At 54.1% G+C, this 25,447-nt stretch carries 23 protein-coding genes; 5 read left to right on the top strand and 18 right to left on the bottom strand.

Features of this window, described 5'->3' with window-relative positions; all coding sequences use genetic code 11:
- Positions 1 to 17 precede the first annotated feature (17 nt).
- The 8 genes from AOP6_RS06995 to AOP6_RS06960 form a co-directional block, all read right to left on the bottom strand.
- Positions 18 to 665 (bottom strand): metal-dependent transcriptional regulator, encoded by a 648-nt coding sequence (locus AOP6_RS06995; RefSeq protein ID WP_155876026.1) that lies wholly within the window; start codon positions 663 to 665, stop codon positions 18 to 20.
- Positions 666 to 843: 178 nt separating this feature from the next.
- A complete protein-coding gene (gene feoB / locus AOP6_RS06990) occupies positions 844 to 2,805 on the bottom strand; it encodes a ferrous iron transport protein B (protein ID WP_155876024.1) in 1,962 nt (653 codons plus the stop codon).
- A 51-nt stretch (positions 2,806 to 2,856) separates the two neighbouring features.
- Entirely contained in the window at positions 2,857 to 3,291 is a 435-nt protein-coding gene (locus AOP6_RS06985) for a transcriptional repressor (protein ID WP_155876022.1), read from the bottom strand.
- Between the two features lie 79 nt (positions 3,292 to 3,370).
- A complete protein-coding gene (locus AOP6_RS06980) occupies positions 3,371 to 4,120 on the bottom strand; it encodes a cytochrome c biogenesis protein CcdA (RefSeq protein WP_155876019.1) in 750 nt (249 codons plus the stop codon).
- Between the two features lies 1 nt (position 4,121).
- The gene (locus AOP6_RS06975) at positions 4,122 to 4,607 is read right to left on the bottom strand and encodes a TlpA disulfide reductase family protein (RefSeq protein ID WP_213194809.1); all 486 of its coding nucleotides are present in this window, start codon (positions 4,605 to 4,607) and stop codon (positions 4,122 to 4,124) included.
- A 172-nt stretch (positions 4,608 to 4,779) separates the two neighbouring features.
- A complete protein-coding gene (locus AOP6_RS06970; protein ID WP_213194808.1) occupies positions 4,780 to 5,241 on the bottom strand; it encodes a PaaI family thioesterase in 462 nt (153 codons plus the stop codon).
- A gap of 119 nt (positions 5,242 to 5,360) precedes the next feature.
- Complete coding sequence (locus AOP6_RS06965) at positions 5,361 to 6,719, bottom strand: sigma-54 dependent transcriptional regulator (protein ID WP_155876015.1); 1,359 nt, start codon at positions 6,717 to 6,719, stop codon at positions 5,361 to 5,363.
- Between the two features lie 3 nt (positions 6,720 to 6,722).
- Positions 6,723 to 7,823, bottom strand: coding sequence for an ATP-binding protein (locus AOP6_RS06960; protein WP_155876013.1), 1,101 nt, complete (start codon positions 7,821 to 7,823; stop codon positions 6,723 to 6,725).
- 164 nt (positions 7,824 to 7,987) lie between these two features.
- Between AOP6_RS06960 and AOP6_RS06955 the strand changes: the two genes are divergently transcribed.
- From AOP6_RS06955 to AOP6_RS06945, 3 genes are all read left to right on the top strand, one after another.
- Complete coding sequence (locus AOP6_RS06955) at positions 7,988 to 8,932, top strand: AEC family transporter (RefSeq protein ID WP_155876010.1); 945 nt, start codon at positions 7,988 to 7,990, stop codon at positions 8,930 to 8,932.
- A gap of 129 nt (positions 8,933 to 9,061) precedes the next feature.
- Positions 9,062 to 9,262 (top strand): hypothetical protein, encoded by a 201-nt coding sequence (locus AOP6_RS06950; RefSeq protein ID WP_155876008.1) that lies wholly within the window; start codon positions 9,062 to 9,064, stop codon positions 9,260 to 9,262.
- 29 nt (positions 9,263 to 9,291) lie between these two features.
- Positions 9,292 to 9,885: a 50S ribosomal protein L11 methyltransferase gene (locus tag AOP6_RS06945; RefSeq protein ID WP_155876006.1), complete on the top strand. Its 594-nt coding sequence runs from the start codon at positions 9,292 to 9,294 to the stop codon at positions 9,883 to 9,885.
- 86 nt (positions 9,886 to 9,971) lie between these two features.
- On the opposite strand, the gene AOP6_RS06940 is transcribed toward AOP6_RS06945, so the two are convergent.
- From AOP6_RS06940 to AOP6_RS06930, 3 genes are all read right to left on the bottom strand, one after another.
- Positions 9,972 to 13,418 (bottom strand): pyruvate carboxylase, encoded by a 3,447-nt coding sequence (locus tag AOP6_RS06940; protein WP_155876004.1) that lies wholly within the window; start codon positions 13,416 to 13,418, stop codon positions 9,972 to 9,974.
- A 318-nt stretch (positions 13,419 to 13,736) separates the two neighbouring features.
- Complete coding sequence (locus AOP6_RS06935; RefSeq protein WP_155876002.1) at positions 13,737 to 14,516, bottom strand: slipin family protein; 780 nt, start codon at positions 14,514 to 14,516, stop codon at positions 13,737 to 13,739.
- A complete protein-coding gene (locus tag AOP6_RS06930) occupies positions 14,513 to 15,895 on the bottom strand; it encodes a nodulation protein NfeD (RefSeq protein WP_155876000.1) in 1,383 nt (460 codons plus the stop codon). Before AOP6_RS06930 ends, AOP6_RS06935 begins: the two co-directional genes overlap by 4 nt.
- Positions 15,896 to 16,052: 157 nt before the next feature.
- Between AOP6_RS06930 and AOP6_RS06925 the strand changes: the two genes are divergently transcribed.
- Positions 16,053 to 17,462: a sigma-54 dependent transcriptional regulator gene (locus tag AOP6_RS06925; protein ID WP_155875998.1), complete on the top strand. Its 1,410-nt coding sequence runs from the start codon at positions 16,053 to 16,055 to the stop codon at positions 17,460 to 17,462.
- Between the two features lie 54 nt (positions 17,463 to 17,516).
- On the opposite strand, the gene fetB is transcribed toward AOP6_RS06925, so the two are convergent.
- Genes fetB through AOP6_RS06910 form a run of 3 tightly spaced genes read right to left on the bottom strand, consistent with a single transcriptional unit; the run spans position 17,517 to position 19,754 of the window.
- Positions 17,517 to 18,317, bottom strand: a complete 801-nt coding sequence (fetB, locus tag AOP6_RS06920; protein ID WP_155875996.1) for an iron export ABC transporter permease subunit FetB — start codon at positions 18,315 to 18,317, stop codon at positions 17,517 to 17,519.
- A gap of 1 nt (position 18,318) precedes the next feature.
- On the bottom strand, positions 18,319 to 19,092 hold the full coding sequence (locus AOP6_RS06915) for an ATP-binding cassette domain-containing protein (protein WP_155875994.1): 774 nt from the start codon (positions 19,090 to 19,092) through the stop codon (positions 18,319 to 18,321).
- Positions 19,089 to 19,754: a uracil-DNA glycosylase gene (locus AOP6_RS06910; protein ID WP_225897372.1), complete on the bottom strand. Its 666-nt coding sequence runs from the start codon at positions 19,752 to 19,754 to the stop codon at positions 19,089 to 19,091. The genes AOP6_RS06915 and AOP6_RS06910 overlap by 4 nt, the downstream gene beginning before the upstream one ends.
- A 134-nt stretch (positions 19,755 to 19,888) precedes the next feature.
- On the opposite strand from AOP6_RS06910, the gene AOP6_RS06905 reads away from it, so the two are divergent.
- The gene (locus AOP6_RS06905) at positions 19,889 to 20,800 is read left to right on the top strand and encodes a zinc dependent phospholipase C family protein (RefSeq protein ID WP_155875990.1); all 912 of its coding nucleotides are present in this window, start codon (positions 19,889 to 19,891) and stop codon (positions 20,798 to 20,800) included.
- A gap of 12 nt (positions 20,801 to 20,812) precedes the next feature.
- Here AOP6_RS06905 and coaBC read toward each other — a convergent pair whose 3' ends face one another.
- Genes coaBC through AOP6_RS06885 form a run of 4 tightly spaced genes read right to left on the bottom strand, consistent with a single transcriptional unit; the run spans position 20,813 to position 25,412 of the window.
- Positions 20,813 to 22,018 (bottom strand): bifunctional phosphopantothenoylcysteine decarboxylase/phosphopantothenate--cysteine ligase CoaBC, encoded by a 1,206-nt coding sequence (gene coaBC, locus AOP6_RS06900; protein WP_155875988.1) that lies wholly within the window; start codon positions 22,016 to 22,018, stop codon positions 20,813 to 20,815.
- A 29-nt stretch (positions 22,019 to 22,047) separates the two neighbouring features.
- Positions 22,048 to 22,677 carry an MBL fold metallo-hydrolase gene (locus tag AOP6_RS06895; RefSeq protein ID WP_155875986.1) on the bottom strand — a complete coding sequence of 210 codons (630 nt, stop codon included), beginning with the start codon at positions 22,675 to 22,677 and terminating at the stop codon, positions 22,048 to 22,050.
- On the bottom strand, positions 22,667 to 23,818 hold the full coding sequence (locus AOP6_RS06890; protein WP_155877669.1) for an HD domain-containing protein: 1,152 nt from the start codon (positions 23,816 to 23,818) through the stop codon (positions 22,667 to 22,669). Before AOP6_RS06890 ends, AOP6_RS06895 begins: the two co-directional genes overlap by 11 nt.
- Positions 23,811 to 25,412 carry an FAD-dependent protein gene (locus AOP6_RS06885; protein ID WP_155875984.1) on the bottom strand — a complete coding sequence of 534 codons (1,602 nt, stop codon included), beginning with the start codon at positions 25,410 to 25,412 and terminating at the stop codon, positions 23,811 to 23,813. Before AOP6_RS06885 ends, AOP6_RS06890 begins: the two co-directional genes overlap by 8 nt.
- Positions 25,413 to 25,447: the final 35 nt, after the last annotated feature.

Below are 25,447 nucleotides of genomic sequence, written 5' to 3'. Positions count from 1 at the left end.
TCCTGTCGAGATACAGGTCAGATTTTTCTTATAAAGATTTCCCTGGCCAGGTCTTCGTCGATGGCAAATTCTGAATTCCCTACGGTGAAAACGTAAGCGGGGAAAGTTCGCGCCAGACGTAGCTGATTGCCAGGGAGAACCCCAAGGCTCATGAGTTTTTGCATTTTCTTGGGATCGGTCACGGACAGATAGGCAATCTCACCCTGCTGCCCTGCATTGACCTCCGTGAGAGGAACAACGCCGGCTTCCCCGCGCGCCTGGGCTTCCAGACAACATTTACCTGGGGGGATAGGCTTTCCGTGCGGACAGGTCGTGGGATGGTTGAGCAGAGTGCATATTTTGGTATCAACCCCCTGATGCAGCAGATGTTCAAATTCACAGGCCTTGGCGTCCCCGCTCGCTCCTTTGATGTCCAGCACATCCATCATAAGGCGTTCGGCCAACCGATGTCGACGAACAGTCATTTTGGCTTCTTCGCGACCTTCCTGGCGCAGGTAAACACGCTCTCCTCTGATATCGATATAGGCCAGGCGATCCAGCTCGCAAAGGCCATCATCCCCCGGGCCTACGCCAAGGGTCTGGAAGTGAGCGGCATTCTCCCCTTCCTCTTCAGTCGCAATCCACAGAGCCTCGAGAATTTCTTCGGCTTTTTCAGAAAGCTTCATTGGGATTCTCCTTGTTCGTCCTTTTTTCTGGCCAAACGTTTTAAGTAGGAAGGCATGACCGGGTTGTCGTAACCACAGAAAGGGCAGTGTATCTTTCGGCAACCACCAGGACACATACCGCACCGAGGCTGTTTTTCAAGAGCGTCATCCGGCAGTTCCTTCTGACAAAAACCACATTTCATGACAGCACCGCCGTAAAGAGCAAAACCTTATTGAGAAGCCAACCGACGGCGAAGGCGAGAAGAGTGACGAAGATAAAGATACCGAAGGATACCTTCCATCCCCTCTCTTTGTTCATAACCAAAAACTGAGCTACACAGGGCACGAAAAGGGTCAGAGTGACAGCGGCGACCGTCAATTGAACTGGCGTAAGCAGACCCGAGGTCTGCATGTCATAGAGCCCGGCAGCACCGAAATCTCGGCGGAAAAAACCGAAGATAAAGGCGGCGGCGGCCTGCGAAGGCAGCCCAAGCATTGTCATGACGGGCTCCATCCCCTTGACGACCCAGGACAAGGCCCCGCTGAGCTTGCCGGCCCACAACAGCACGGAAGCGATAATGAACAGGGGAAATATTTCGACGAAATACCACTGCATCCGGGTCAGAGTCTTGGTTATGACATTGCGCAACTGGGGCATGCGCAAGGGAGGAATCTCCATATAAAACATGGGTTGCTCTCCCGGAACCAGGCGAGCAGCTAACAACCCGATGAGCAGAAAAACAAGAACCATACTGAGGGTCCAGACCGCCAAGGCTCCGGGTACACTGGATAGGAGACCCAGAATAACTCCCAATTGAGCAGAACAGGGGATGGCTAGAGCCAGCAACACCGTGGCGATAATCCTCTCCCGTACGGTTTCCAGGGTGCGCGTAACAATAGTCGCCATGGTATCGCAGCCAAAACCGAGAACAAGAGGGATAACCGCTCGGCCGTTCAGGCCGATGTTTTTAAAAATTCGGTCAACCAGCATGGCCAACCGAGGAAAATACCCCGTATCTTCAATAATAGAAAAAGCCAGAAAAAATGTGCCGACGATAGGCAGAACAATGGCCACGGCATAGCGTATGGCCAGAGTGAATATGCCATATTCTCCGACTAAGAGTTCGTGCAGCCAATACCATGGCAGGAAGCGGTCTCCCAAATCTATGAGCCAGGGAATGAGATAGGACTCAAAAAGGGTCGATTCAAGAAAATCAACGACGGTGCCGGCTCCAAAGCCGCCGACAAACTTATACAACCCAAAATAGAGGGTCGCCAACAGAAAGGGGAACCCAGTCCAGGGATTCATGGTCAGCGAGGAGAGGCGATCGGACAGTGACGGCTTTCTACCCTCTTCCTGGGTCAGGGCCCCACTGAGAAGATTGCGGGTGATTCTTTTTCGTTCCAGACTGATATGCAGGTGAAGATCAGAACGCCTGGCAAAGGCGACCTTTTTGACACACTCCATCAGCGGCTCGGCCAACTGCGCTTCCCCGTCGCTAACAAGCTCTTGAATGTGCTGATCTTTCTGGAGAAGCAACAGGGCAAGAGAGCGGCGGCTGAGGCGATACTTACCGTGAAAACAGGAAGATATCTCCCGAATATCGTCTTCGAGATCCGGTGAGTAAGAAAAAGGAGTCCCTATGTCGAAGTCCTGATTCCCTATCGCCTGTCTAATCTCCTGAAGGCCACGGCGCCGCGCTGTCGCTGCCGCTATGACGGGAATGCCCAGACGCTCTCGCAGGGCTGGAAAGTCGATACGGATGCCCAGGCGCTCCGCCTCATCCATAATATTAATGACCAGCATCATGGGAAGCCCCGCTTCCACGAGCTGAAGAGTCATGGGGAGCATGCGCTCGACATTGCGGGCATCTATGACATGAATGACGACATGGGGCGTTTCATTCAGCAGGATGTCCCGCGCTACCTTCTCCTCTTCAGAGATCGGCATAAGCGAGTACATGCCAGGTGTGTCGAGGACTTCATAGCGGATCCCGGCAATGTCACAGTGCCCGCGAGAAATTTCAACAGAGGTGCCAGGGTAGTTTGATACGGTGGTGTAGGTTCCGGTCAGTTCGTTAAAAAGGGAGCTCTTGCCCACATTGGGACTGCCAACAAGAACAATACGGGGAGTTTCATTCCCTTTATCAACGGCGGCCATGCAGGAGTCCTTCAGACAGAATGGTGAGAGATATCATGGTAAATCCGGCAGCTATTGGTCGCGACCGCACTGGGAACAGAGGCCATAGAGTTCAAGTCGATGATTTCGGATCGTGAAACCGTGTGTTTTGGCGACCTCCTCCTGAAGTGCCTCTATACGGGGATCGTAGAACTCCATGATGGCGCCACAACGGGTACAGACAAGGTGATCATGATGCTTTTCGTCGATACAAGACTCGTAGCGTGTCTGTCCATCACCGAAATTATGCCCTTCAGCCAGACCGCACTCGGCCAACAGCTTAAGGGTGCGGTGTACCGTTGCGTAACCAATTTGAGGATGGTTTTTGCGGAGCTTGATATAAAGGTCTTCGGTGGAGGGATGGGAAACGCAACGAAGAAACTCGTCCAGAATTATTTCGCGCTGGCGGGTCGACTTCAAACCTTGCTTGGCCAGATATTCCCGAAAGACTTTTTTGGCTTCCTGCATGCGCCACCCCTTTCTCTGAAAATGATTTTCAAGATATCAGGGGTGGCCGCATGAAGTCAAGACTCTTGCTGAAGGCTCCCTACCCGGCCATGGGAATCCAGCGATAGAGATAACCGGAAAGTTTGCCGAACATATTGAAGAAGAGCATGACGCCGACAATCATGAGCAACAGGCCGGTAACAATCTCCATAATACGGATATGTTTGCGAAACTTGTTGAAAAAGGAAAGAAAGCCATGAAAAAGCACGCCGGAGATCAGGAAAGGAATGCCCAGACCCGCCGAATAAAAGGCAAGCAGGATCACCCCGCGCAAATATCCGCCAGAAGAACTGGCAGCAAGGGTGAGAATACCCCCAAGAATTGGCCCGATGCAGGGAGTCCAGCCAGCGGCAAAGGCGAGACCAACGAGGAAAGTCCCAAAGAAACCGCTGGGTTTTTGCTGCACATGAACGCGTTTTTCGCCCAAAAGAACGCCAAAATGAAACAAGCCGCTCATATGGACGCCAAAAAGAAAGATGAGTAAGCCGCCAATCCGCTGGATCCAGATTAAACCTTCACGCATGTGTGTCTGGAAGGTAGATGAAGCCACCCCGGCCAGGGCTCCCAGCGTGATGAAAACGACGGAGAAACCGGCGATAAACATGAGGGAGTGGAGAAAAACCGTTACTCTGACCTTGGTGGTGGGATGGGCATCTTTAAGCTGCCCGAAGGAAAGCCCCGTTATGTAAGTCAGATAGGATGGGATGAGGGGCAATACGCAGGGAGAAAAAAACGACAGTATCCCCGCGGAAAAAGCAATCCAGATGGTGATATCAGCGGAACCAGTCATATTATTCCTCGTTGATTAAAGAGAAGATTTCTTTAAGAGTGTACACGGAGGACCAATCGTAGGCCCCAAGAAAACGATCAACAACGACTCCCTTTTTATTGATCAGGAAGGTCTCGGGGATGGCGGTGACACCGTACCGCATCTTTTCCTGACCTTGTGGATCGAGAAGTATCGGGAAAGTGTATGGATTTTTCTTAAGCCATTCAGGCACAGAGCGCTGACCGTCATCTTCAACATTTACGGCCAGCATGACGAAATCGCTGCTGCCAAACACTTCGTTCAATCGTTCCATCGAAGGCATTTCCTCACGGCACGGTGGACACCAGCTCGCCCAGAAATTGAGAAAAACCACCTTTCCACGAAATTGTGACAAAGAGACCGATTCGCCATCCAGGTTTTTCAGGGTGAAATCTGGGGCGACACTGCCGACAACCACGCGGCCTGCAGGCACAGAGGTCTCGGCAGCGAACGAGATGCCCTGGAACATCAACGTGAGAAGAATCAGCAGAGAAGAGGTCAGTAATCGGGACATGCCAATCGGCCTTTCTTTATATTCGGGAAAGGAAATAACTTGCTGATGTTCTACCTGTTGGCCTCAAAAAAGTCAAGGTAGCATGGGCGGTTAAGTCTTCTTAACCAGACCGGTCAAAATACCTGACTCAATCATCAAAGCCTTGCCCTCTTGCCACTTTGAATTGCGTTTCAAGACGTGCCACCACTCCTCCGCCGGCATCGAACAGGGTGGCGGCACCCTGGAAAACTCGATGAACCGGTCCCGTGACGGCCGCCTCCGCCCTCACAGGGCCTTCCTTGACAGGTGCCACAAATTCCATGTGCAGCGCGGTGGTGGCAAAGAGGGTGTCCCCTGGCAGGACCGATTTAATCGCCATGGCCACAGCCGTATCACCAAGGGTTGTCAGCGCGCCGCCATGCATGAAGCCACCACCTTGCGCCAACTTGACCGTGAAAGGCATGCTGAGAACAGCCTTCCCCTCCGCGGCCTTTTCGATACGGATGCCAAGAAGGTCTTCACAGGGGGCGCAGGCGATCCATCCCTCCATGCGAAATTGCTCCTCCTCGGGACGACGGACTTCGTTGCCGTCCACAAGCAGTTCAGCCATGCAAATCTCCTTTATCAGAGCAATCCAGGTTAACAGCCACTATTATCCAACACGATGAGAAATGGCATAGTATTTCTCCCCCTGAGACTGACCGTGAAGCAGGGAAAAACAGACGCGAACTATTTTCCCCGGGTGATTCCATATTTCTCTATCCGGTAAATCAGGGTATGCCTGGGAATCCGCAGGAAGGCAGCGGCATGAGTCTGATTCCAGTCGTTGCGGCGAAGCGCTTCCTCAACAGCTTCCTTTTCCAGCTGCTCCAGGGGATACCCTTCGTCCGGGAGATTCAAAACTGCATTAGACAAACGGCTCAGCGCCCCGATCTTACTTGGCAGATCCTCTACTTCGATAGTGTCTGAGCGGCGCAAAATAGTCAGACGTTCCATGGTGTTCTCGAGCTCACGGACATTTCCGGGCCATTCGTAGTCATAAAGACGTTTCAAGGCGCCTTCAGAGAGGGTGATGGAAGCGCCAGCGGCATATTTCCCCAGAAAATGCTGAACCAGCAGCGGGATATCCTCCCGCCTGGCTCTCAAGGGGGGGAGCTCGACGGGAATCACGGACAGGCGGTAGAAGAGATCTTCACGAAAATGGCCATCGGCAATGGCTACCTCAAGGTCCTGATTAGTGGCCGCCACCACGCGAACATCTACCTTTCGCGGGACCCCTTCTCCGACCGGCTCGATTTCCCTTTCCTGCAGAGCCCGGAGAAGTTTGGGCTGTAGATCGAGGGGCATGTCCCCCACTTCATCCAGAAAGAGCGTGCCGCCATTGGCCTGTTCAAACTTTCCTTTGCGGTCTTTGATCGCCCCGGTAAAGGCCCCCTTGACATGACCGAAAAGTTCGCTTTCGAGAAGATCGGCCGGAATGGCGGCACAGTTGACAGCCACCAGCGGCCCTGCGCGACGTTCACTGCTGCGATGAATAGCCTGAGCAATCAGCTCTTTGCCTGTTCCACTCTCCCCGGTTATCAGGACGTTGGCTTCCGTTGGCGCCACCCTGCGCACCAATTCGAAAACGTGCTGCATCTTATCTGATGTTCCGACCAGCCGGCTGAAATCGGCCTGATGGGATATCTGTTCCTTCAGGCGCAGGTTTTCCTCTTTCAACCCCCGGAAAGACAGGGCTTTCTCCACCGTCAGGCGCAATTCCTCACGACCGAAAGGCTTGGTCAGGTAGTCGTAGGCCCCGAGTTTCATCGCTTCAACCGCCTTCTCCACCGTGCCAAAGGCAGTAATGACAAGGACCAGGGTTTCGGGACTCAGCTCTTTGACTCGTTTGAGGACATCGTAACCGGACAGGCCCGGCATCTGGATATCCGTAATGACCAGGGCCGGTTTCTGTTCCTCGAACTGACGCAGACCTGAAGTTCCGTCGGGTGCAGTCAATACCCGATAGCCTGCTTCCTGCAAGGTAAATTCCGTAACACGTCTCAAAGAGACATCGTCATCGATCAGTAAAATGGTGGTCTCTGCCAAGGGTTACTCCTGTCCGTCCATGGCCGGAAGGTAAAGGGTGAAAGTCGTGCCTTTCCCAGGCTGGCTATCCACAGAGATGCGTCCACCATGCCCCTGAATAATGCGGGCGGAAATGGCCAGTCCCAGCCCTGTTCCCTTTTCCCTGGTGGTGAAAAAGGGATTAAAAATTTTATCAAGATTTTCCTGCGGGATGCCGCTGCCCGTATCACTAAAACGGATCTCAACTTCAGCCCCGGATCGATTCGTGAGGATGTCCAGCCTCCCCCCCTCAGGCATAGCCTGCAGCGCATTGAGAGTGAGGTTCAGGAAAGCTTGCTTGAGATGCTCCTCCTTGCCGGGCACATAAAGACGGCCCTCAAAAGGAAAGGTGATGACCGTGCCGCTAGCTGTTGCCTTTTGCCTGACCAGAACGAGGATGTCGGCCAAAGCCGCATTGATATCCACCCGATCCCGATCGATTGGCGCCGGACGGGCAAAATCGAGGAAATCCTGCACCACGCGGTTCAAGCGATCCACTTCCTGAATCATAATGCGACTGAATTCGTAGCGACGGTCAGTCGGGTCCATCCCTTCTTGAATGATTTCCGCTGTCCCCCGGATAGAACCAAGCGGATTACGGATTTCGTGGGCCATGCCAGCAGAAAGCTCCCCCAGAGCAGAAAGGCGATCGGCCCGGCGCAACTGCTCCTCGATTTCCAAAATCTGATCGGCCTTGTTCTTCAGCTCGCTGTAGCTTTCGCGTAATTGTTCTGCTGTCCTCTGATAGCGATCCCGCTGTTCGTTTTTTTTGGAGGTCAGATACCCCGTCAAAAGGCCGATTAGATTATACAGTAGAATCTCAAGATACTGTTCCAGGCGAATTTGCGGGTGATGACTCCACTGAATGAGAACATGGGGGATATACAGTATCGAAACGGTCATCGAGGTTAACAGACCGCCGCGTAGGGCGAACCACATTCCCCCCAGAACAATGGGAATATAGTAGAGACGTCGATAAATATCGTGATATTCATGGCGATGGGTCGTGGTCAGATAATGCATGGAGGTGACCAGAAGAACCAGCGCTACAATCGTCAACAGGCGAAGTCGCGGGGAGTTTTTCATGGTCACCATTTTTAATTCATACCCCAGACAATCGCAAGACTTTTCCCTGCCGGTCATTTGCTGACGGGAAGGAGTAGCGACAGGTATTTGAGAACAGGCAATTTGTGTTGGACAGGGCAAAAGGGGTTCATGTATCCTGACATCCGCCCTTTAAGGAGAACGCTGTGTCCCTTTTTCTGGAAATCCTTACTATTGTCATTCCGGTATTTCTGGTCGTTCTGCTGGGATATGGTTTGAAACGTCTCGGCTTGATCGATTCGGCCTTTCTCTTTCAGACCAACCGTCTTGTCTATTATATCGGCCTGCCGCTGCTGCTTTTTTATAAAATCGGCACAGCCGACTTCTTTACCAACTTCAATGGCAGGCTCGTCATTGGCTCCGCCCTCATCATCGCCATCGGCTTTTTCGCCTCTTATGGGTATGCCCTTATCCGCCGTTATCCTCCTGGAGCAGCCGGATCTTTCAGCCAGGGTTCATTTCGAGGAAATCTGGCCTACATGGGACTCGCTATTGTTTTCAACGCCTATGGACCGGATGGCTTGACGAGGGCCGGTATCCTCACAGGTTTTTTGGTACCCGTTCTCAATTTTTTCGCTATCCTCGCCTTGCTGCTGCCCCACCGCGGACAGGATGGCAACCGGGGTCTGTCCTTCTGGGTGAGACAGGTTGCCCTGAACCCGCTCATCGTCGCTTCCTTTGCCGGCATCGCCTGGAGCTTTTTCAGTCTGCCCATGCCAGTGATTCTGGACCGCAGCCTCGATATCGCCACAGGCATGACCCTTCCCTTGGCCCTGATCGCCATCGGCGGTTCTTTTTCCCTTGAAAAACTTAAAGGCGATATGGTGCGGGCGGCTTTCGCCACGGGCATTAAAATCGTCTGGCTGCCTTTGCTGGGCGCCTTTTTACTCTACGGCATGGGAATTCGGGGCATGGATTTGGGGATCGGGGTGCTGATGGCCGGAACACCGGCAGCGACCGCCACCTACATCATGGCGCACCAGATGAAAGGCGATGCCGAGCTGGCCGGCTCCATCGTCATGATGTCCACCCTGCTGTCGGCCCTCACCTACAGCATCGCCCTTTTTGCTTTGCGCAGCCTGGGGCTATAACCTCACCAGCCGTATCGCTGCTACTGGCCGTGCGCAACGAGGAACGCTTCCTGCCTGTCGCTCTTGCTCTGGGGCGACGGTCTGGAAGGCAAGAATTGGAGAAAGACTCTCCTGGGCCAAGGACTTCACGTGGGGCTCTGGGTGGATGTCAATCCCAGCAAAGTGGGCCAGACCATCTACGGAGCTCCGGCCATCGCCCGCCCAGAGGTCCGGCCGGATCAAGGCAAAATGCTCATCACGGTTGGTGCCGCCGGCGCCCGCCAACAAATCCGCCAGTGGGCCGGTAGAAACGGCCTTAAAGATCAACGCACATTCGTCTGTGTTACCTGACCTGGATAAGTTTGAAAGGACATTCCCTTATGGGACGCGAGTATGCTCCCTTTACCATCGGACAACGTTTTCGTATTCACCCCCCTGAAGAGGCCCCCGTACAGGATGATCGTCTACCCTTGATTATGGCTTCCGGAGCTTTCGGCTCGGGCGAACACGAAACCACCGCCAGTTGCCTGGAAATCCTGGAGAACCTCCCCGATTTCACCGGAAAGACGCTGCTCGATTTGGGCAGCGGCACCGGCATTTTGGCCATAGCGGCCCTCAAACTCGGGGCATCCCGCGCTCTTTGTGTCGATATCGATCCGGCGGCAGTCACCACCTGCAGACATCACAGTCATCTCAATGGCGTCCAAGATAAAATTGACCACCTGTGCGGCACTCTGGACCAGGTCGCGGCCGGATCTTTTGACCTCATTCTGGCGAACATCTACGGCGACATTCTCCTCTCCGTCGCTCAGGAGCTTGTGCCCAGGGCGGCGCCAGGCGCCTTCCTCCTGCTTTCAGGGATACTCTGGGAATACAATTTCGACGTACGCCAAAAATACGAACGCCTCGGCTGCCAGATTCTTCGCAACCGGATGTTGGACGAATTCAGCACGGTTCTGATGAAGAAGAACTGATTGGTCACTTATCACACATAAAAAAAACAGGAGTCGGCAGAGAATCACCGGCTCCTGTTTTTTTATTCAAGCTGCCTAGAAACTTACTATTCCAGCACAATCAGCAGATCGCCCTGCTGCACCTGCTCTCCTTCTTTGAAGCAGACCTCGGCCACCACACCATCCTTTTTGGCTTTCACGTTGGTCTCCATCTTCATGGCCTCTGTCGACAGCAAGGTGTCCCCAGCGGCGACCTCGTCCCCGGCGTTGACCAAAATCTTGAATATCTTGCCGGGCATCGGGGCGCCAATCTGCTTGGGATCGTCAGGGTCGGCCTTTTTGTGAGAGACCTCGCCGGTTTCGATGGAGAGGTCCTTGACGGTGACCTGCCGAGGCTCGCCATTGAGTTCAAAATAGATAGAGCGCGTGCCATCCTCCTGAACGCGACCGATGGCATTGAGTTTGACAATCAGGGTCTTGCCCGGTTCGATGTCAATGCTGGTCTCATCGCCGACGCCCAGACCATAAAAGAAGACTGGGGTGGGCAGGAATGAAGTGTCGCTGTATTCCTGGCGATAGCGGTCGAACTCTTCAAAAACGCCAGGGTAAAGAACAGCGGAAAGAACCTCACGATCACTTATGGAATGACCAAGCTTCTTTTCCACCTCGGCTTTCTTAGCGGCGAAATCCACCGGTTCCAGCAGTTCTCCCGGCCGGCAGGTCAGTGGCGCCTCTCCCTTGAGAATGATCTTCTGCAACTCTTCCGGGAAGCCACCATATGGTTGACCAATCATCCCTTTGAAGAAATCGACCACACCCTGCGGAAAGGTGAGTTCCTCGCCCCGCTCGAAAACGTCCTCGGGCTGCAGATTGTTTTGCACCATGAACATGGCCATGTCGCCGACAATTTTGGAAGATGGCGTCACTTTGACCAGATCCCCGAACATGTCGTTGACCTTGCGGTACATCTCTTTGCACTCTTCCCAGCGATGACCGAGACCGAGACCTTCTACCTGCGGCTTGTAGTTGGAATACTGACCGCCGGGGATTTCATGATAGTAAACCTGAGCGGTACCGCTGCGAAGTTCTGATTCAAAGGGGGCATAATAGGGTCTGACCGTCTCCCAGTAGTTGGCCAGCTTCTGCAGGCCCTCTTCGTCGACCTTGGGATCCCAGATAGTCCCTTTAAGAGTGGAAACCAGAGCATTGAGGTTGGGCTGCGCCGTCAGGCCCGATACGGAAGAGAGAGCACAATCGACGATATCCACCCCGGCCTGGGTGGCCATGAGCAGCATGGCTCCCCCGTTGCTGGAGGTGTCGTGGGTATGCAGGTGAATGGGGATGCCGATTTCGTTTTTCAGCGCCTTGATCAGTTTCTCGGCGGCGAAGGGTTTAAGAAGTCCAGCCATATCCTTGATCGCCAGGATATGGGCTCCCATCTTTTCCAGCTCTTTAGCCAGATCGACATAATACTTTAAGGGATACTTATGCCGTTTGGGGTCGGTAATGTCACCGGTATAGCACATGGCCGCTTCACAGACGGCGTCGTTCTTGCGCACGGCATCCATGGCGACACTCATCCCTTTGGTCCAGTTCAGCGAGTCGAAAACACGGAAGATATCAATACCGCTTTCGGCTGCCTTGGCCACAAACTCCTGCACCACGTTGTCAGGGTAATTGGTATAACCGACGGCATTGGAGCCACGCAGCAGCATCTGGAACAGGATATTGGGAACCTTTTTGCGCAAACGATCAAGCCGCTCCCAGGGGTCTTCCCGCAAAAAACGCATGGAAACATCGAAAGTCGCCCCGCCCCACATCTCCAGCGAGAACAGCGAACCGCCCAAATGGCTGGTTGCTTCGGCAATACGATCGAGATCAAAAGTACGGAAGCGCGTCGCCATAAGAGATTGGTGGGCATCCCGCATAGTGGTATCGGTCAGCAGAAGCTTCTTCTGTTTCAGTGCCCAATCGGCCAGCCCTTCCGGTCCCTTATCGAGCAGGATGTCCCTTGAACCACGGGGATGGGCCTGGCCGTAAGGGATATCCGGCACCTCCGGTTCACGCAGGTCCTTGAACTGCAGCGGAACCTTGATACCAGGATAACCATTGACTACCGTGTTGCCGATGCAGCGCAGAATCTTGGTAGCCCGGTCTTTCTTGGCAGGCAGGACGAAAAGTTCAGGATGGTTATCCAAAAAGGACGTATCGCACTTACCCGCTAAAAAGGTCGGATGGGTGATGACCTTTTCGAGGAAGCTGATATTCGTCTTCACCCCGCGGATGCGGAATTCCTGCAGGGCCCGGTTCATGGTGCGGGCGGCATCGGCGAAGGTCAGACCGTGGGCGGAGACCTTGACGAGCAAAGAGTCATAGTGAGGGGTGATCTGAGCGCCAGCATAACCTGCCGCCGCGTCAAGACGCACACCAAAACCGGCCGCCGTGCGGAAAGCCTTGATGGTGCCGAAATCAGGGGCAAAACTGTTCTGCGGATCTTCCGTGGTAATACGCGACTGAATGGCATAGCCGCGCATCTGGATGTCGTCCTGGCTCTGGATGCTGATCTCCGGATCGGACAGTTTATGTCCTTCAGCAATGCGGATCTGAGCCTGGACCAGATTGCGCGCGGTAACCATTTCCGTCACCGTGTGCTCGACCTGGATGCGAGGATTGACCTCGATGAAGTAAAATTTTCCTTCCCGGTCTGTCAGAAATTCGATGGTGCCCGCATTGACATAGCCCACCTCGCGGGCAATCTTCATGGCATATCCGCACAGTTCAGCCCGTTTTTCCTCAGTGAGGTAGAGTGACGGTGCCATCTCGATCACCTTCTGGTGTCGGCGCTGAATGGAGCAGTCGCGCTCATAGAGATGCACGATATTGCCGTGGGAATCACCCAGAATCTGCACTTCGACATGCTTTGGATTTTCAATGTACTTTTCCAGAAAGACAGCGGCATTGCCAAAAGCTGCCTTGGCCTCGGAGGCGGCGGATTTGAGCCCTTCCAGAAGCTCTTTCTGGTTGCGAACCACGCGCATGCCACGGCCGCCTCCGCCAGCGGAGGCCTTGACGATGATGGGATAGCCGCATGACTTGGCGAATATCAGGGCTTCCTCTTCCGTGGCGATAGGCTTCTCGGTTCCAGGTACGACGGGAACGCCGCAAGCCAGAGCCACCTGCCGTCCGGAAACCTTGTCGCCAAGACGTCGCTGAATCTCCGGGGTGGGTCCAATAAAGGCAATGCCGGCACGGGCGCAGGCTTCGGCAAAGTCAGGATTTTCTGAGAGGAAACCATAGCCAGGATGAATGGCATCCACCTCTTTGCGCCTCGCCAGATCTATGATTTCGTCAATACCCAGATAGGCATCGATCGGTCCTTTACCTTTGCCGATCAGATAGGCTTCATCCGCCTTATAGCGATGAAGAGACAGCTTATCCTCGTCCGAGTAAATAGCGACGGTCTTGATTCCCAATTCCGTACAAGCTCGAAAAATGCGAATAGCAATCTCTCCACGATTGGCGGCCAGTATTTTCTTGAATTTCTTGACGGACATTCAACCTCCTCCAGAAGAAAATGAAATCTTCGACCTCAAACAAACTATTTATCAAAAATAAAACACTTACAGGCGCACTTAAAATTTAGTCTCAATGATTTTTTTTACGTAAATTTAAACAGTTATATCAACAAACAAGATGACGCACATATAACCAAAAGGCAAATACACTTGTCAATATAAAATATTGTTCTATATTTTAACACCTTGATTCCACAGCATAAAACCAACCCCATCTCACAGGGCATCCCATATTTCGCATAGGGAAAAGATATCAAGCCCCTGAAAGCCTCTATGCGCCCAAGGGGTCAACGGCAATCAATCAGAAGAGGAAATTCCTTTCTTGCGGGAATCCAAAAAAGGTTGAATGAGGTCGATGGGAACCGGAAAAATGATGGTCGAGTTCTTTTCGGTGGCGACTTCCGTAAGGGTTTGCAAAAAACGCAGTTGCAATGCCGTGGGCTGATGGCTCATAACCTCCGCCGCCTCAGAAAGTTTCTGAGAAGCCTGGTATTCCCCTTCGGCATGAATAACCTTGGATCGTCTTTCCCTTTCCGCTTCCGCCTGCCGTGCCATGGCACGCTGCATTTCCGCCGGCAGATCCACATGCTTTATTTCAACGTTTGAAACCTTGACGCCCCAGGGATCTGTCTGCCTGTCAAGAATGTTCTGCAGTTCCTGATTGATACGATCCCGGTGGGACAGCAGATCATCCAGATCAGACTGCCCGAGCACACTGCGCAGAGACGTCTGGGCCAACTGGCTGGTTGCGTACAGATAGTTCTCCACTTCAATCAGAGCCTTTTCGGGGGAAAGCACGCGAAAGTAGAGAACGGCGTTGACCTTGACAGACACATTGTCCTTGGTGATGACATCCTGAGGTGGCACGTCCATGGCCACCGTGCGAAGACTTATTTTAACCAACCGGTCGACAAAGGGAATAATCAGCCGGAGGCCGGGGCCTTTCACCGAGGAAAATCTCCCCAGACGAAAGACGACCCCCCGCTCATATTCCATGAGAATCTGGACCGCCTGGACAACAATAAAAAGCAACAATCCTAGGACAACCGCCCAACCGATGAGACCAACAGGTATCATGAATCCTCCTCCTTGTCCGTCGTTACGTCATGCCTGGAGTCAGCAGCACTCTGTTGAGGAACAGTGTAGGTCGTGGGTTCACTGGCAGGCCATGGGGCCACTTCCATCCGGAGATGTCCCTCCATGCGGACCACGATAACAGCCTGGTCTTTGCCAACTGGCTGTTTAGAATAAGCATTCCAGTACTCTCCGTGCACGAAGACCCTCCCTTCCTCGTGGATGGCCGTCACTGCCTGTCCCCGTTCCCCAACCATGCCCTCAGCCCCTGAGATAAAGCGGGTTTTCTGTGTTCGCACAACAAAAAATACGACCAACAGGAAGAATCCGCCAAAAACAGCCGTTGTGGCAGCGATGATGGTACGGGATATCTGCAGATAGGGCTCGGAACTTTCTATGAGCATCAAAGACCCCAGGGTCATGGAGACAAGACCGCCGATAGAAAGCATGCCATAGGAGACGATTTTCACTTCGAGAATAAAAAGGACGATAGCCAGTAGAATCAGCAAAACACCGGCATAATTGATCGGCAGTGTCTGGAAGGCGAAGAGCGCCAGCAAAAGCGCGATAGCACCAAGAGCCCCGGGAAAAACCACACCGGGTTGGGAGATCTCGAAAAATATCCCCATAATCCCAAGCATAAGGAGCATGTAGGCCACATTAGGGTTGCTGATGGTCGCGAGAATTTTCTGTCGCCAGCTCATCTCGACGAAGAGCAGTTCGGAGTCGGCAATGTCCAGCATCAGGGCTTGCCCTTGGCGCAGATAGCGCCGACCCGATAGCCCCGCGATCAGTTCCTTTTCATCGGAGGCAATCAGATCGATGACCTTAATCTGCAGTGCTTCCGATGCCGACGTGGAAATACTTTCCCGCACGATGCGCTCGGCCCAGTCCACATTCCGTCCGCGCTGTTCGGCAAGGCTACGGGCGTAGGCCACCGCATCCGCGAGCACCTTGTCCATCATGGTCGTGTCCTGCTGGCCACCAGGACCAACGGCTACCGGGTGAGCGGCGCCAATATTGGTTCCGGGTGCCATGACCACAAAATCTGCGGCCAGGGCAATGAGTGCGCCGGCCGAAGCAGCCCGCGCGCCGGCAGGATAGACATACACAATGACGGGAATGCGCGAGGCCAACATCGCCTTGATAATATCCCGCATGGCGATATCAAGGCCACCCGGTGTGTCTACCTCCAACAAAAAGGCCTTGTCTGCGTTATCGTTGGCCCTGTTGAGTTCAGTCGCAATAAAATCGGCCACGGTGGGAGTTATGGCCGCGTTGACGCGCACAACCCGGATAACGGCTCCGGGTTCCCCGGGTGCCGGGGTGGCCCAGAAAAAAAGGGGTATCAGCAGCAGGCATGTTCGTAGAAATGCGTTCATGCAGAAAAGATTACCGCACCCCACCCAGCCTGTCAAAAATGCGAACAGTCACCCTCGTGACACCTGTGACAAGGGATCTTGCCACTTGAAGAGCCCTATGCTAAGGTACAGACCGTCAAAGATCTGACGCCTCCTTTCATTTCGTTCAGGAGATGCCATGAACAACCTTTCACAGATTTTGATCATCGACGATGAAGCCAACAACAGGGATGCACTGTCCATGCTGCTTACCAGCGCCGGCTACAGCGTCCAGGCAACGGAGTCCGGTGAAGAAGCGCTGCAAATCATGCAGAGCACACCTTTTGAGATCGTCATAACGGATCTGTTTCTCCCAGGCGTCAGCGGCATCGACATTCTCAAAAAAGTCAAAGTCGACTCCCCCTACACCAACGTCATCCTGATTACAGGAAACGCTTCGGCCGAAACTGCCGTAGAGGCCATGAAAGAAGGGGCTTTCGACTACATCACCAAACCATTCAATATCGAAAAACTGAAAATACTGGTGGCCAAGGCGCTGGAAAAAAGTCAACTGGTCGCCGAAAACCTCTACCTGCGCCGACAACTGCGCGGAAAATACAAGTTTGAAAATATTATCGGCAACAGCCTGGCCATCCAGCAGGTTTTTTCCCGCATGGAGAGAATCGTCCAGACCGATTCAACGATCCTGATCCTGGGTGAATCGGGGACAGGCAAGGAACTGGTGGCCCGCGCCATTCATTACAACAGCAGTCGCAAGGAGCAACCTTTTGTCGCCATCAACTGCGGGGCGATTCCGGCCGACCTTCTGGAAAGCGAGCTTTTTGGCCATGTACGAGGTTCTTTTACCGGAGCGGTGCTGGACAAGCCCGGCAAATTCGAGACTGCCAACAATGGTACGATCTTTCTGGACGAGATAGGCACCATGCCGATGCATTTACAGATGAAGCTGCTAAGGGTGCTCCAGGAGCAGGAAGTTGAGAGGGTTGGTGGCAGCAAAAAGCTGAAACTTAACGTCCGGGTGGTCTCGGCTACCAACTCGAACCTGGAAGACCGGGTCAAAAGAGGACTATTCAGGGAAGACCTCTATTACCGCCTCAATGTCATCCCTATCCTGTTGCCACCGCTACGGGACCGCCGCGAGGACATTGCCCTGCTGGCACGGCACTTCCTGCAGAAGATCTGCAAGGAAATGAAACGTTCACTCATGTCTGTCTCCCCCGAAGCCATGCAGGCCCTCGAAGCTTATGACTGGCCGGGAAACGTTCGTGAGATGGAAAATGTCATTGAGAGGACGGTTGCCCTCACCGATGGGGAGCGCATCGAGAGACGGGATCTGCCCCAGCACGTCGGTGGCGGTGAATACAATACGTCAAGGCCTGATTACCGAGCCCCAAAGGTGGAAGACACGGGGATCAACATGGACAAGATTCTGGCGGATATCGAACGGGGCATGATTTCGGAAGCGTTGGAGTTGAGTAAGGGAGTTAAGGCCAAGGCTGCTGTGCTGCTGAATATCAACCGCACGACGCTCGTGGAAAAGATGAAGCGACTGAACCTCGACAATCCCCATCGCAAGCCACAGTCTTAAGGGCCGGGCCGCGCCTGGACTTTCTTCCCCCATAGGGTTCAGACGGTCGTTGTTTCAGGATTTCGGCGCTGACAAATCCAGAAGCTGGTGTGCCCGGGAGAAATAAGTGCGATAGCCTCGATGTACAATGAGAAAGGTGGTGATGGCCACAGCACCGGTAATGGCGCACATGATGGCGATCTGATATTTGACCGCCACAACGGGCTCGGTGCCTGACAGAATCTGCCCTGTCATCATGCCGGGAAGAGAAACAATCCCCATGGCGGCCATGGTATTGGTCGCCGGGATCAAGGCTGCCCGAAAAGCGCTGCGCATGGCCTCCTGGGAAGCTTGCCGTGAGGTCGCCCCCAGACAAAGGGCCGCTTCAATCTCGTCCTTTCGTTCAGCCAGCTCGCTGTGCAGTCGTTCCGCCGCCAGACTGGCGCCGTTCATGGAGTTGCCGATGATCATTCCGACCAAGGGAATGAGATAGCGTGGGTCGTACCAAGGAGTGAACCCCACCACCACCAGGCAGAAATAGAAAGAGACCAGACCACAGCCAACAAGGATTGAGACGCCGACGACCCTGTAAAAACCGGGCATCCTTCCTTTGACGCGCCCGGCCATGACCTGGACAGAAAAACCAGCCATGACCAACAGGATGAGAAGAACGGGCAAAGGACTGCGAATGGCAAACACGAGATGCAGGGTATAGCCGATGGCCAACAGTTGGGCGACCATGCGTACAGAAGCCCATAGAAACTCTTTTTCCTGACCGACTTTCTGCAGCCGCGCCAACCCGAAGGTCAACAGAATCAAACCGTAGGCCCAGACAAGATCAATGGTATCAAGAACGATCAGTTCCGCCTGTTCCATCCTATTCCTCCACCGCGCGTTCCCAGGGTTCCGCCAGAAAGCGCCGCAGAGAGTCTGTCTGGGGTCGACTCAGGACATCACTGACACTACCCTCTTCAAGAATACAGCCACCGTCAAGGTAGTAAAGATAATCCCCGATGTGTTCGACCATGCGCAGGTCATGACTGACCATCACCAGCGTCAGGTTACGGGTTTGGCAAATGTTTTTCAGCGTCTGCGCCAAGAGGTCCCCCGTTGGCCGGTCGAGGGCGCTGGTCGGTTCGTCGAGAAGAAGTACTTCCGGATCGGTTATGAGCGTTCGCGCCAGGGAAACCCGCTGTTGCTGCCCGATGGACAGCGTGCGGGCCTGCCGAGTCAGCATCTCGCGAGAAAGGCGACAAGCCTCCAAAACGGTGAGAATCTCACCACCATCCACGGAGGGTGGAGACTGACGACGATAGGCGAAGGGGCGCTGCAGATTATCCAGTACGGTGCCAGGAAATATGAAGGGGCGCTGCGACACAAGCCCTACACGCTGTCGCAGCCGAATGGGATCCATGCGAATCACATTTTCTCCAGCGAGAAGAATTTTGCCGGCGGTCGGTTCTTCAAGCCTGTTCAACAGCCGTATAAGAGTCGACTTGCCGCCACCGGAAGGTCCAAAGACCACGGTCAGCCGGCCAGGATGAGCCCGCATGTCGATTTTCCTGAGAATTTCTACGGGCGATCCTTGGGCGTCCCGGCGTGTCACGCAGACCCCTTCCGCCTCCAGCAAAGCCCCCTTGACGGCCGTCATCCGTCCTCGCCTTGCTGAAGCCGCTTGAGAACCTGCTTCATATCTTCCCAAACTTCCTGCTTTCCAGAGGGATTTCTCAGCAGATAGGCCGGGTGATAGGTGGGCATGAGAGGAATACCATGGTAATCTTTCCACGTTCCCCGGAGACGGGTGATGGGGGTTTGATCCCGCAGCAGGGTCTGGGTGGCAAATTTGCCGAGAGCCACTATCACGCTGGGCCGTATGGAGGCCAATTGGCGAATGAGGAAGGGTTCGCAGGCCGCGATTTCTTCCGGTCGAGGATCGCGGTTGCCAGGAGGTCGGCATTTTTCCACGTTGCAGATATAGACCTGGTCGCGCCCCAACCCCATGGCGCGAAGAATCCGGTCCAACAATCGCCCTGCCTCGCCGACGAAAGGTTCACCCTTCTCATCTTCCTCACGCCCTGGCGCTTCCCCGACCAGGACCAACCGCGCCTGCGGATTGCCGACGCCAAATACAATATTTTTACGATCTTCACAGAGAGGACAGCGGCGGCAATCACCGAGATCGGCCAGAATTTCATCAAGACTCTCGCGCTGACAAAGTACAGCCGGCGCAGGCCCCTCACCTCTTGGGAGCAACTCACACCGCGGCAATGATTCAGCACGGGAAAATACAGGGATCTCATGCGTTCCGGACAAGGCTAAGTCCTCGAGCAGACCTCTTGTCTGCCCCAAAACTTCCAGGATTTGCTGTTTTACATCGTTCCCCATAAGCCCTTTACATCATGCCGGTGGTGGACTAATCTTTTAGAAAAAACGAGACTCTTCAGCCTATGGCTTTTTCTACTATACTACTCCTTCTAATTTTCCTTCTATTGCCCGCAGACGCCTACGCCTGGGGCGTCGGGGTACATCTGCAACTGGGTTCGCATATTCTGTCCAACCTTTCCATCCTGTCTCCTGCGCTGCAGACCCTGCTCAGCACCTATCCCAACGACTATCTCTATGGCTGCATGAGTGCCGACATCACCCTTGGCAAAAAGCACACCCACTATCTCAATCATTGTCACAGTTGGCGGATGGGCAAAAAAATCCTCGAAGCAGCCAAAAGTGATTCACAGCTGGCCTGCGCCTATGGCTATCTGAGTCACTTGGCCGCTGACACGGTAGCGCACTCTTATTTCGTCCCCTTCAAGATGGTGCGCACCTTCAACACCATCCTGCTTAAACACGCCTATTGGGAGCTTCGGCTGGAGGCCAAAGTCGATCCGGCCATCTGGGAATTAGCCCGGACGGTGGCCCGAAAAAACTTTCAGGACAATGACCGCATGCTGCGATCGGTCCTCTCGGACACCATCTTTTCTTTTACGACCAACAAAAGACTTTTCAACTCGCTATTGCTGCTCAACCGCCTGCAGCAATGGCAGAAGATGATCCGGTCCCTCTCCACGACGTCCAAATGGGTGCTTCCCATGGAATATCACGAGGAATATCTCGGATTGGCCCGGGATGCGACAGAAAGCATCCTGATTCTTGGCGAGAACAGTCCCTACTGGAAGGCCGATCCAACAGGAGAGCGGGCGCTGCATGCCGCTAAAATGATCCGCAAAAACCTCAATCTGCTCTGGCTCGACGGAAAATTGCCTGAAAAGGAAGCGGAAACCATTATCGCCGAACTGCGTCCGCAGTTTCGTGCCGGCATAACCAACCCCGACCAACTCCTCGCCATGCTTTCCCAGACCTGATAGCTGCCCATCTCAACCGCCAGTCTGCTCCTTCAGGCGCTTCACCCGATCGAGCAAAGCCTGGGCCACGTCATCCTTGCTCATCTGTGGCAAAGCCTCCTGGCTGCCGTCGGCGAAAAGGAAACGGACGATATTCGTATCGACGTCAAAGCCGGCGCCCTTTTCGGTGATGTCGTTGGCAACGATCATATCCAGGTTTTTTTCCCTCAGCTTGCGTGTGGCGTTTTCCAGCAGGTCGTCTGTTTCCGCAGCAAATCCTACCAGAAGGCGTTGCCCCTTGATTTTTCCTAGTTCAGCCAGGATATCCGGGTTTTTTTCGAGCATGAGATGGAGGCTCCCAGCCTGCTCCTTTTTGATTTTGTGCGATGAGGCGTGGGCGGGACGGTAGTCCGCCACCGCGGCGGCTTTGATCAGGATGCTGGCCTCATCGGCAAATTGCCGCACGGTCTGCTGCATTTCACAGGCGCTGCCGACACGATGAAATTCCAGACCGCAAGGCGGGGTAAGACAGGTAGGACCGGAGATTAGAATGACGCGAGCCCCCCTCAGGAAAGCGGCCCGGGCAATGGCGTATCCCATTTTTCCGGAAGAATAGTTGCTGATGTAGCGGACCGGATCTATCTCTTCCCGGGTGGGACCAGCCGTGACGAGGACGGTTTCTCCCACCAGGTCCCGCGGGTGGAGCAGCCTTTCGGTTTCGGCCAAGATATCGACAGGATCGGGAAGCTTTCCCTTCCCTTCCCAGCCACAGGCCAGCATGCCCAGAGCCGGCTCCATCACCTGATAGCCGACGGATTTGAGCTTTTCCTCATTTTGGCGATAGATAGGATTTTCCCACATATTCACGTTCATGGCGGGCACGAAAAGAACCGGTGCCTTGGTGGCCATGATGGTGGTGGTCAGCAGGTCATCGGCAAGGCCGGCAGCGACTTTACCGATAATGTTTGCCGTGGCCGGAGCGACAACAAACAGATCGGCACGATCGGCCAGAGAGATATGACCGATTTCCTTTTCCTGGAATAGATCGAAAAGATCCGTGTGCACAGGGTTGCCCGACAAGGTCTGAAACGTGAGGGGGGCCACAAATTCCTGGGCATTTTTGGTCATAATTACAAAAACATCCGCACCAGCCTTCACATAAAGCCTCAACAGCTCGACAGCTTTGTAGACAGCAATACCGCCGGAGACACCCAGTATAATCTTTTTCCCTTTCAGCATCCCGCGTTCTCCCTTCGGCTTTAAATGATTCAGCTGCCGAACCCGACAAAAGGATTGGATTTCTTTTCCCTCCCGATCGTCGTATCGGGGCCATGGCCGGTATGGACGACGGTCTGTTCAGGCAACACAAGCAGCTTCTGCTTGATACCCTGAATCAGCGTGTCGTGATCCCCGCCGGGAAGGTCTGTTCGACCGACAGAGCCGGCAAAAAGGACGTCACCGGCGAAAAGATGCCCCTCACCATAGAAGCAAATGCCGCCGGGGGAATGTCCGGGCACATGCAGCACGGAAAACGCGAGATCGCCCAGATTCAGAACATCCCCCTCGTTCAGCAGGCGCTGTGGTTCTGGCGATGAAACGGTTTTCAAACCGTAAATGGCGGCATGCTGGGCGGCGTTCTGCAACAGCGGCACATCGGCGGGATGAATCATGAGGGGCGCTCCCGCCTTTTCGACAAGGGAACGGTTACCGCCGATATGATCAAAATGACCGTGGGTATTGACGATGTATTTCAGGGTCCAACGCTTCTCTTGAAGATGCTGCCAGATGCGCTCGCCCTCATCTCCCGGATCAACGACCATGGCCTCCCTTGAAGGCTCGTCCGCAATGATAAAACAGTTAACCTGCAAAGGCCCAACGCTAAGGCATTCAACGATCATCGCCATCCTCCTTATCCGGGTTGGCGGCAAAAAGATCCAGGCTTTTACCTTTTAATTGATCCGCAAGTGAGAAGCCGAAAGTAGGCTTTTTGTCCATTTTTTTAGGTTTTGTTTCTGGCCGAGCCGACAGAGCCGGCGCCATGACAGCTGCTCTTTCCTGCAACTCATCAGAACTGTTAACCGACTCGGAAAGGCCTTGTGGTTTAAAAAAGTAGCGGTCATACAGCCGATGATAACTCGTCCATGCACTGTCGCTGTCAGGCTCTTTTTCGATATGAGTACGAACACCGTTGATCTTGGCGTCCAGATCATCAATAAAATTGAGGACCACTGCCTCCATGGTTTTGGGTCGCTTGGGCGAACCGTATTCATACTGGCCATGGTGGGACAGGAGCAGGTGTTTGAGCAGCAAAGCGAGCGGACGGGGGAAATTTTCCAGCCCCCGAAGCTTCTCGTCGATCATTTCGACACCCATGACAATGTGCCCCAGAAGCTTGCCCTCGTCAGTGTAGTCGAAGGTTCTGACATAACGAAGTTCTTCGACTTTGCCGATATCATGAAGCAAGGCACCCGCGACGAGAAGATCACGGTCAAGATCAGGATAGCGCCTGCAGATATCGTCCGCAAGATCGGCCACGGCCAGGGAATGCTCAAGCAGTCCGCCGAGATAAACGTGATGCATCGACTTGGCGGCTGGCGCCTTGCAATAGGCTTGCAAAAAGGCAACATCATCCAGGAATGCTTTCAGCAGAGCCTGAAGATGGGGGTTGCGAAGAGAGTCGACCTTCTGCCGCAGTTCGGCTGCCATAACCTGGGCATCGCGAGCACTCACCGGCAAAAAATCAGCGAGGGAAATCTTGTCCTCATCGAGCCGTTCGATCTCCTGCACCACCAGCTGCATTTTCCCCAGATAAACGCTGGCCTTCCCCTTGACGCGGATAAAGTCGTCTTTCCCGAAAAGATCGTTGAATTCGTCCACGCGATCCCAGACGCGCCCTTCGACCTCTCCCGTACGATCGACGAGCTTCAGCGTCATATACGGCTTGCCGTTCTTGGCCATAGCCATGACCTTGTCTCTGACCAGAAAAGGGCTGTCGACAAAATCTCTTTCTCTGATGTTCACAATGAATATTTTAGACAGTTCCATGCACATCCTTTACTTTCTGAGCAATATATTCGGCGACTTTCAGTCCGTCCAGAGCCGCACTCATAATGCCGCCGGCATATCCGGCGCCCTCGCCAGCGGGATACAACCCCGGATGGGAAAGAGATTGCCCATCCTCACCGCGCAGAATGCGCAAAGGAGCCGAAGTCCGGGTCTCAAGGCCGATGAGAACAGCCTCAGGGCAGACAAACCCCTTCATGCGACGCTGGAAGACGGGCAAGGCCTCCCGAAGTTCACTCGTGACAAACGCCGGCAATAGAGCCTCAAGATCCACCTGCTGAATGCCCGGCCGACAACTCGACACAGGGGGCAGCGACGGTTTGCCTTGGCCCATGAAATCCATCAGACTTTGCGCGGGAGCGTTATAGTCGGCGCCACCAGCCAGAAACGCCTTTTTTTCCAGCTCTCGTTGAAATCGCATTCCGGCCAGACAATCGTCACCCGGGAAATCCTCAGGGCGCACGCTTACGACCAGCGCACTGTTGGAAAAAGGTCCCGACCGGCTGAGATAACTCATGCCATTGACCACCACGCCCTCTTCCTCGGAGGAAGCGACCACCACCTCGCCACCAGGGCACATACAGAAGGAATAGGTCCCTCGTCCGCTCTCAGGATTATTGTAACTCAACGCATATTCAGCGGCCGGAAGACGTGGATGTGTGGGGAATCCATACTGGATGTTATTGATCCGCTCGGACGGATGCTCGACCCGGACCCCGACAGCAAAAGGCTTGGCCTGCATACGGACACCCACGGACGCCAACATCTCATAGGTATCACGGGCACTGTGACCCGGCGCCAGGACCAGAGCGTCGCAAGCAGCAGTCAGTCCATCACCGAGCACCGCGCCGCAAACATGGCCTTTATGAGTCAGCACATCGGTAAGTTTGGTCTGATAACGGATATCGACGCCAAGCCGCAAAAGCTCCTGGCGAAAATGGATCAGGACCAGACGTAGCCTGTCCGTCCCCACGTGGGGTTTGGCCTGAATGAGGATATCGGCGGGAGCCCCGAAACGGACCAAAGTCTCCAGCACAAGGCGCGTCCATGGGTGATTGACACGGGTAGTCAATTTACCGTCAGAAAACGTCCCGGCACCTCCCTCACCAAACTGCACATTACTTTCCGGGCAGAGCCCTTTGCCTGCCCAGAAATCACGCACATCCCTGACCCGCTCTTCGACTGGCCGACCTCTTTCAAGCAGCATCACTGAAAAACCGTACTGGGCCAGACGAAGCGCCGCGAAAAGACCCGCGGGTCCCATACCGACGACCAGAATCCTGCCTGGCAGAGCCAGGGGTTGCGCCTCGTAGCAGGGTTGTGGAGAAACCTGTTCCAAGCGAGGGTGGTTCCTGGTTCGCTTCCATACCGCCGCCTCGTTCTTTACCCGAAACTCTACAGTATAAATCCGGAGAACACGCGGTTTTTTGCGCGCATCAATCCCCTGTCGCACGACACGAAGATCATGAACCTCTCCATCGTTGAGTCCAAGTTCTTTTTCGACAAGAGATGGAAGCAGTGATTCGTCTTGTTCGAGAGTCAGAGGGAGGTCCCTCAATCGAAGAGGCATATCCTCTCCTTATTTCCTGACAAGCCCATCGAACG

Origin of the sequence: Desulfuromonas sp. AOP6, assembly GCF_009731355.2 — a bacterium.
Classification (GTDB): domain Bacteria; phylum Desulfobacterota; class Desulfuromonadia; order Desulfuromonadales; family SZUA-540; genus SZUA-540.
Note: the sequence above shows the minus strand (reverse complement) of the source record. Positions and strands in the feature narration are given on the sequence as shown.

Coding starts and splice junctions, on each gene's coding strand:
- AOP6_RS06995 (WP_155876026.1), bottom strand. CDS start 665: ATGAAGCTTTCTGAAAAAGCCGAAGAAATTCTCGAGGCTCTGTGGATT.
- AOP6_RS06885 (WP_155875984.1), bottom strand. CDS start 25,412: ATGCCTCTTCGATTGAGGGACCTCCCTCTGACTCTCGAACAAGACGAA.
- AOP6_RS06895 (WP_155875986.1), bottom strand. CDS start 22,677: ATGATCGTTGAATGCCTTAGCGTTGGGCCTTTGCAGGTTAACTGTTTT.
- fetB (WP_155875996.1), bottom strand. CDS start 18,317: ATGGAACAGGCGGAACTGATCGTTCTTGATACCATTGATCTTGTCTGG.
- AOP6_RS06945 (WP_155876006.1), top strand. CDS start 9,292: ATGGGACGCGAGTATGCTCCCTTTACCATCGGACAACGTTTTCGTATT.
- AOP6_RS06975 (WP_213194809.1), bottom strand. CDS start 4,607: ATGTTCCAGGGCATCTCGTTCGCTGCCGAGACCTCTGTGCCTGCAGGC.
- AOP6_RS06915 (WP_155875994.1), bottom strand. CDS start 19,092: ATGACGGCCGTCAAGGGGGCTTTGCTGGAGGCGGAAGGGGTCTGCGTG.
- AOP6_RS06935 (WP_155876002.1), bottom strand. CDS start 14,516: ATGATACCTGTTGGTCTCATCGGTTGGGCGGTTGTCCTAGGATTGTTG.
- feoB (WP_155876024.1), bottom strand. CDS start 2,805: ATGGCCGCCGTTGATAAAGGGAATGAAACTCCCCGTATTGTTCTTGTT.
- AOP6_RS06985 (WP_155876022.1), bottom strand. CDS start 3,291: ATGCAGGAAGCCAAAAAAGTCTTTCGGGAATATCTGGCCAAGCAAGGT.
- AOP6_RS06980 (WP_155876019.1), bottom strand. CDS start 4,120: ATGACTGGTTCCGCTGATATCACCATCTGGATTGCTTTTTCCGCGGGG.
- coaBC (WP_155875988.1), bottom strand. CDS start 22,018: ATGCTGAAAGGGAAAAAGATTATACTGGGTGTCTCCGGCGGTATTGCT.
- AOP6_RS06940 (WP_155876004.1), bottom strand. CDS start 13,418: ATGTCCGTCAAGAAATTCAAGAAAATACTGGCCGCCAATCGTGGAGAG.
- AOP6_RS06960 (WP_155876013.1), bottom strand. CDS start 7,823: ATGAAAAACTCCCCGCGACTTCGCCTGTTGACGATTGTAGCGCTGGTT.
- AOP6_RS06925 (WP_155875998.1), top strand. CDS start 16,053: ATGAACAACCTTTCACAGATTTTGATCATCGACGATGAAGCCAACAAC.
- AOP6_RS06970 (WP_213194808.1), bottom strand. CDS start 5,241: ATGGCTGAACTGCTTGTGGACGGCAACGAAGTCCGTCGTCCCGAGGAG.
- AOP6_RS06930 (WP_155876000.1), bottom strand. CDS start 15,895: ATGAACGCATTTCTACGAACATGCCTGCTGCTGATACCCCTTTTTTTC.
- AOP6_RS06905 (WP_155875990.1), top strand. CDS start 19,889: ATGGCTTTTTCTACTATACTACTCCTTCTAATTTTCCTTCTATTGCCC.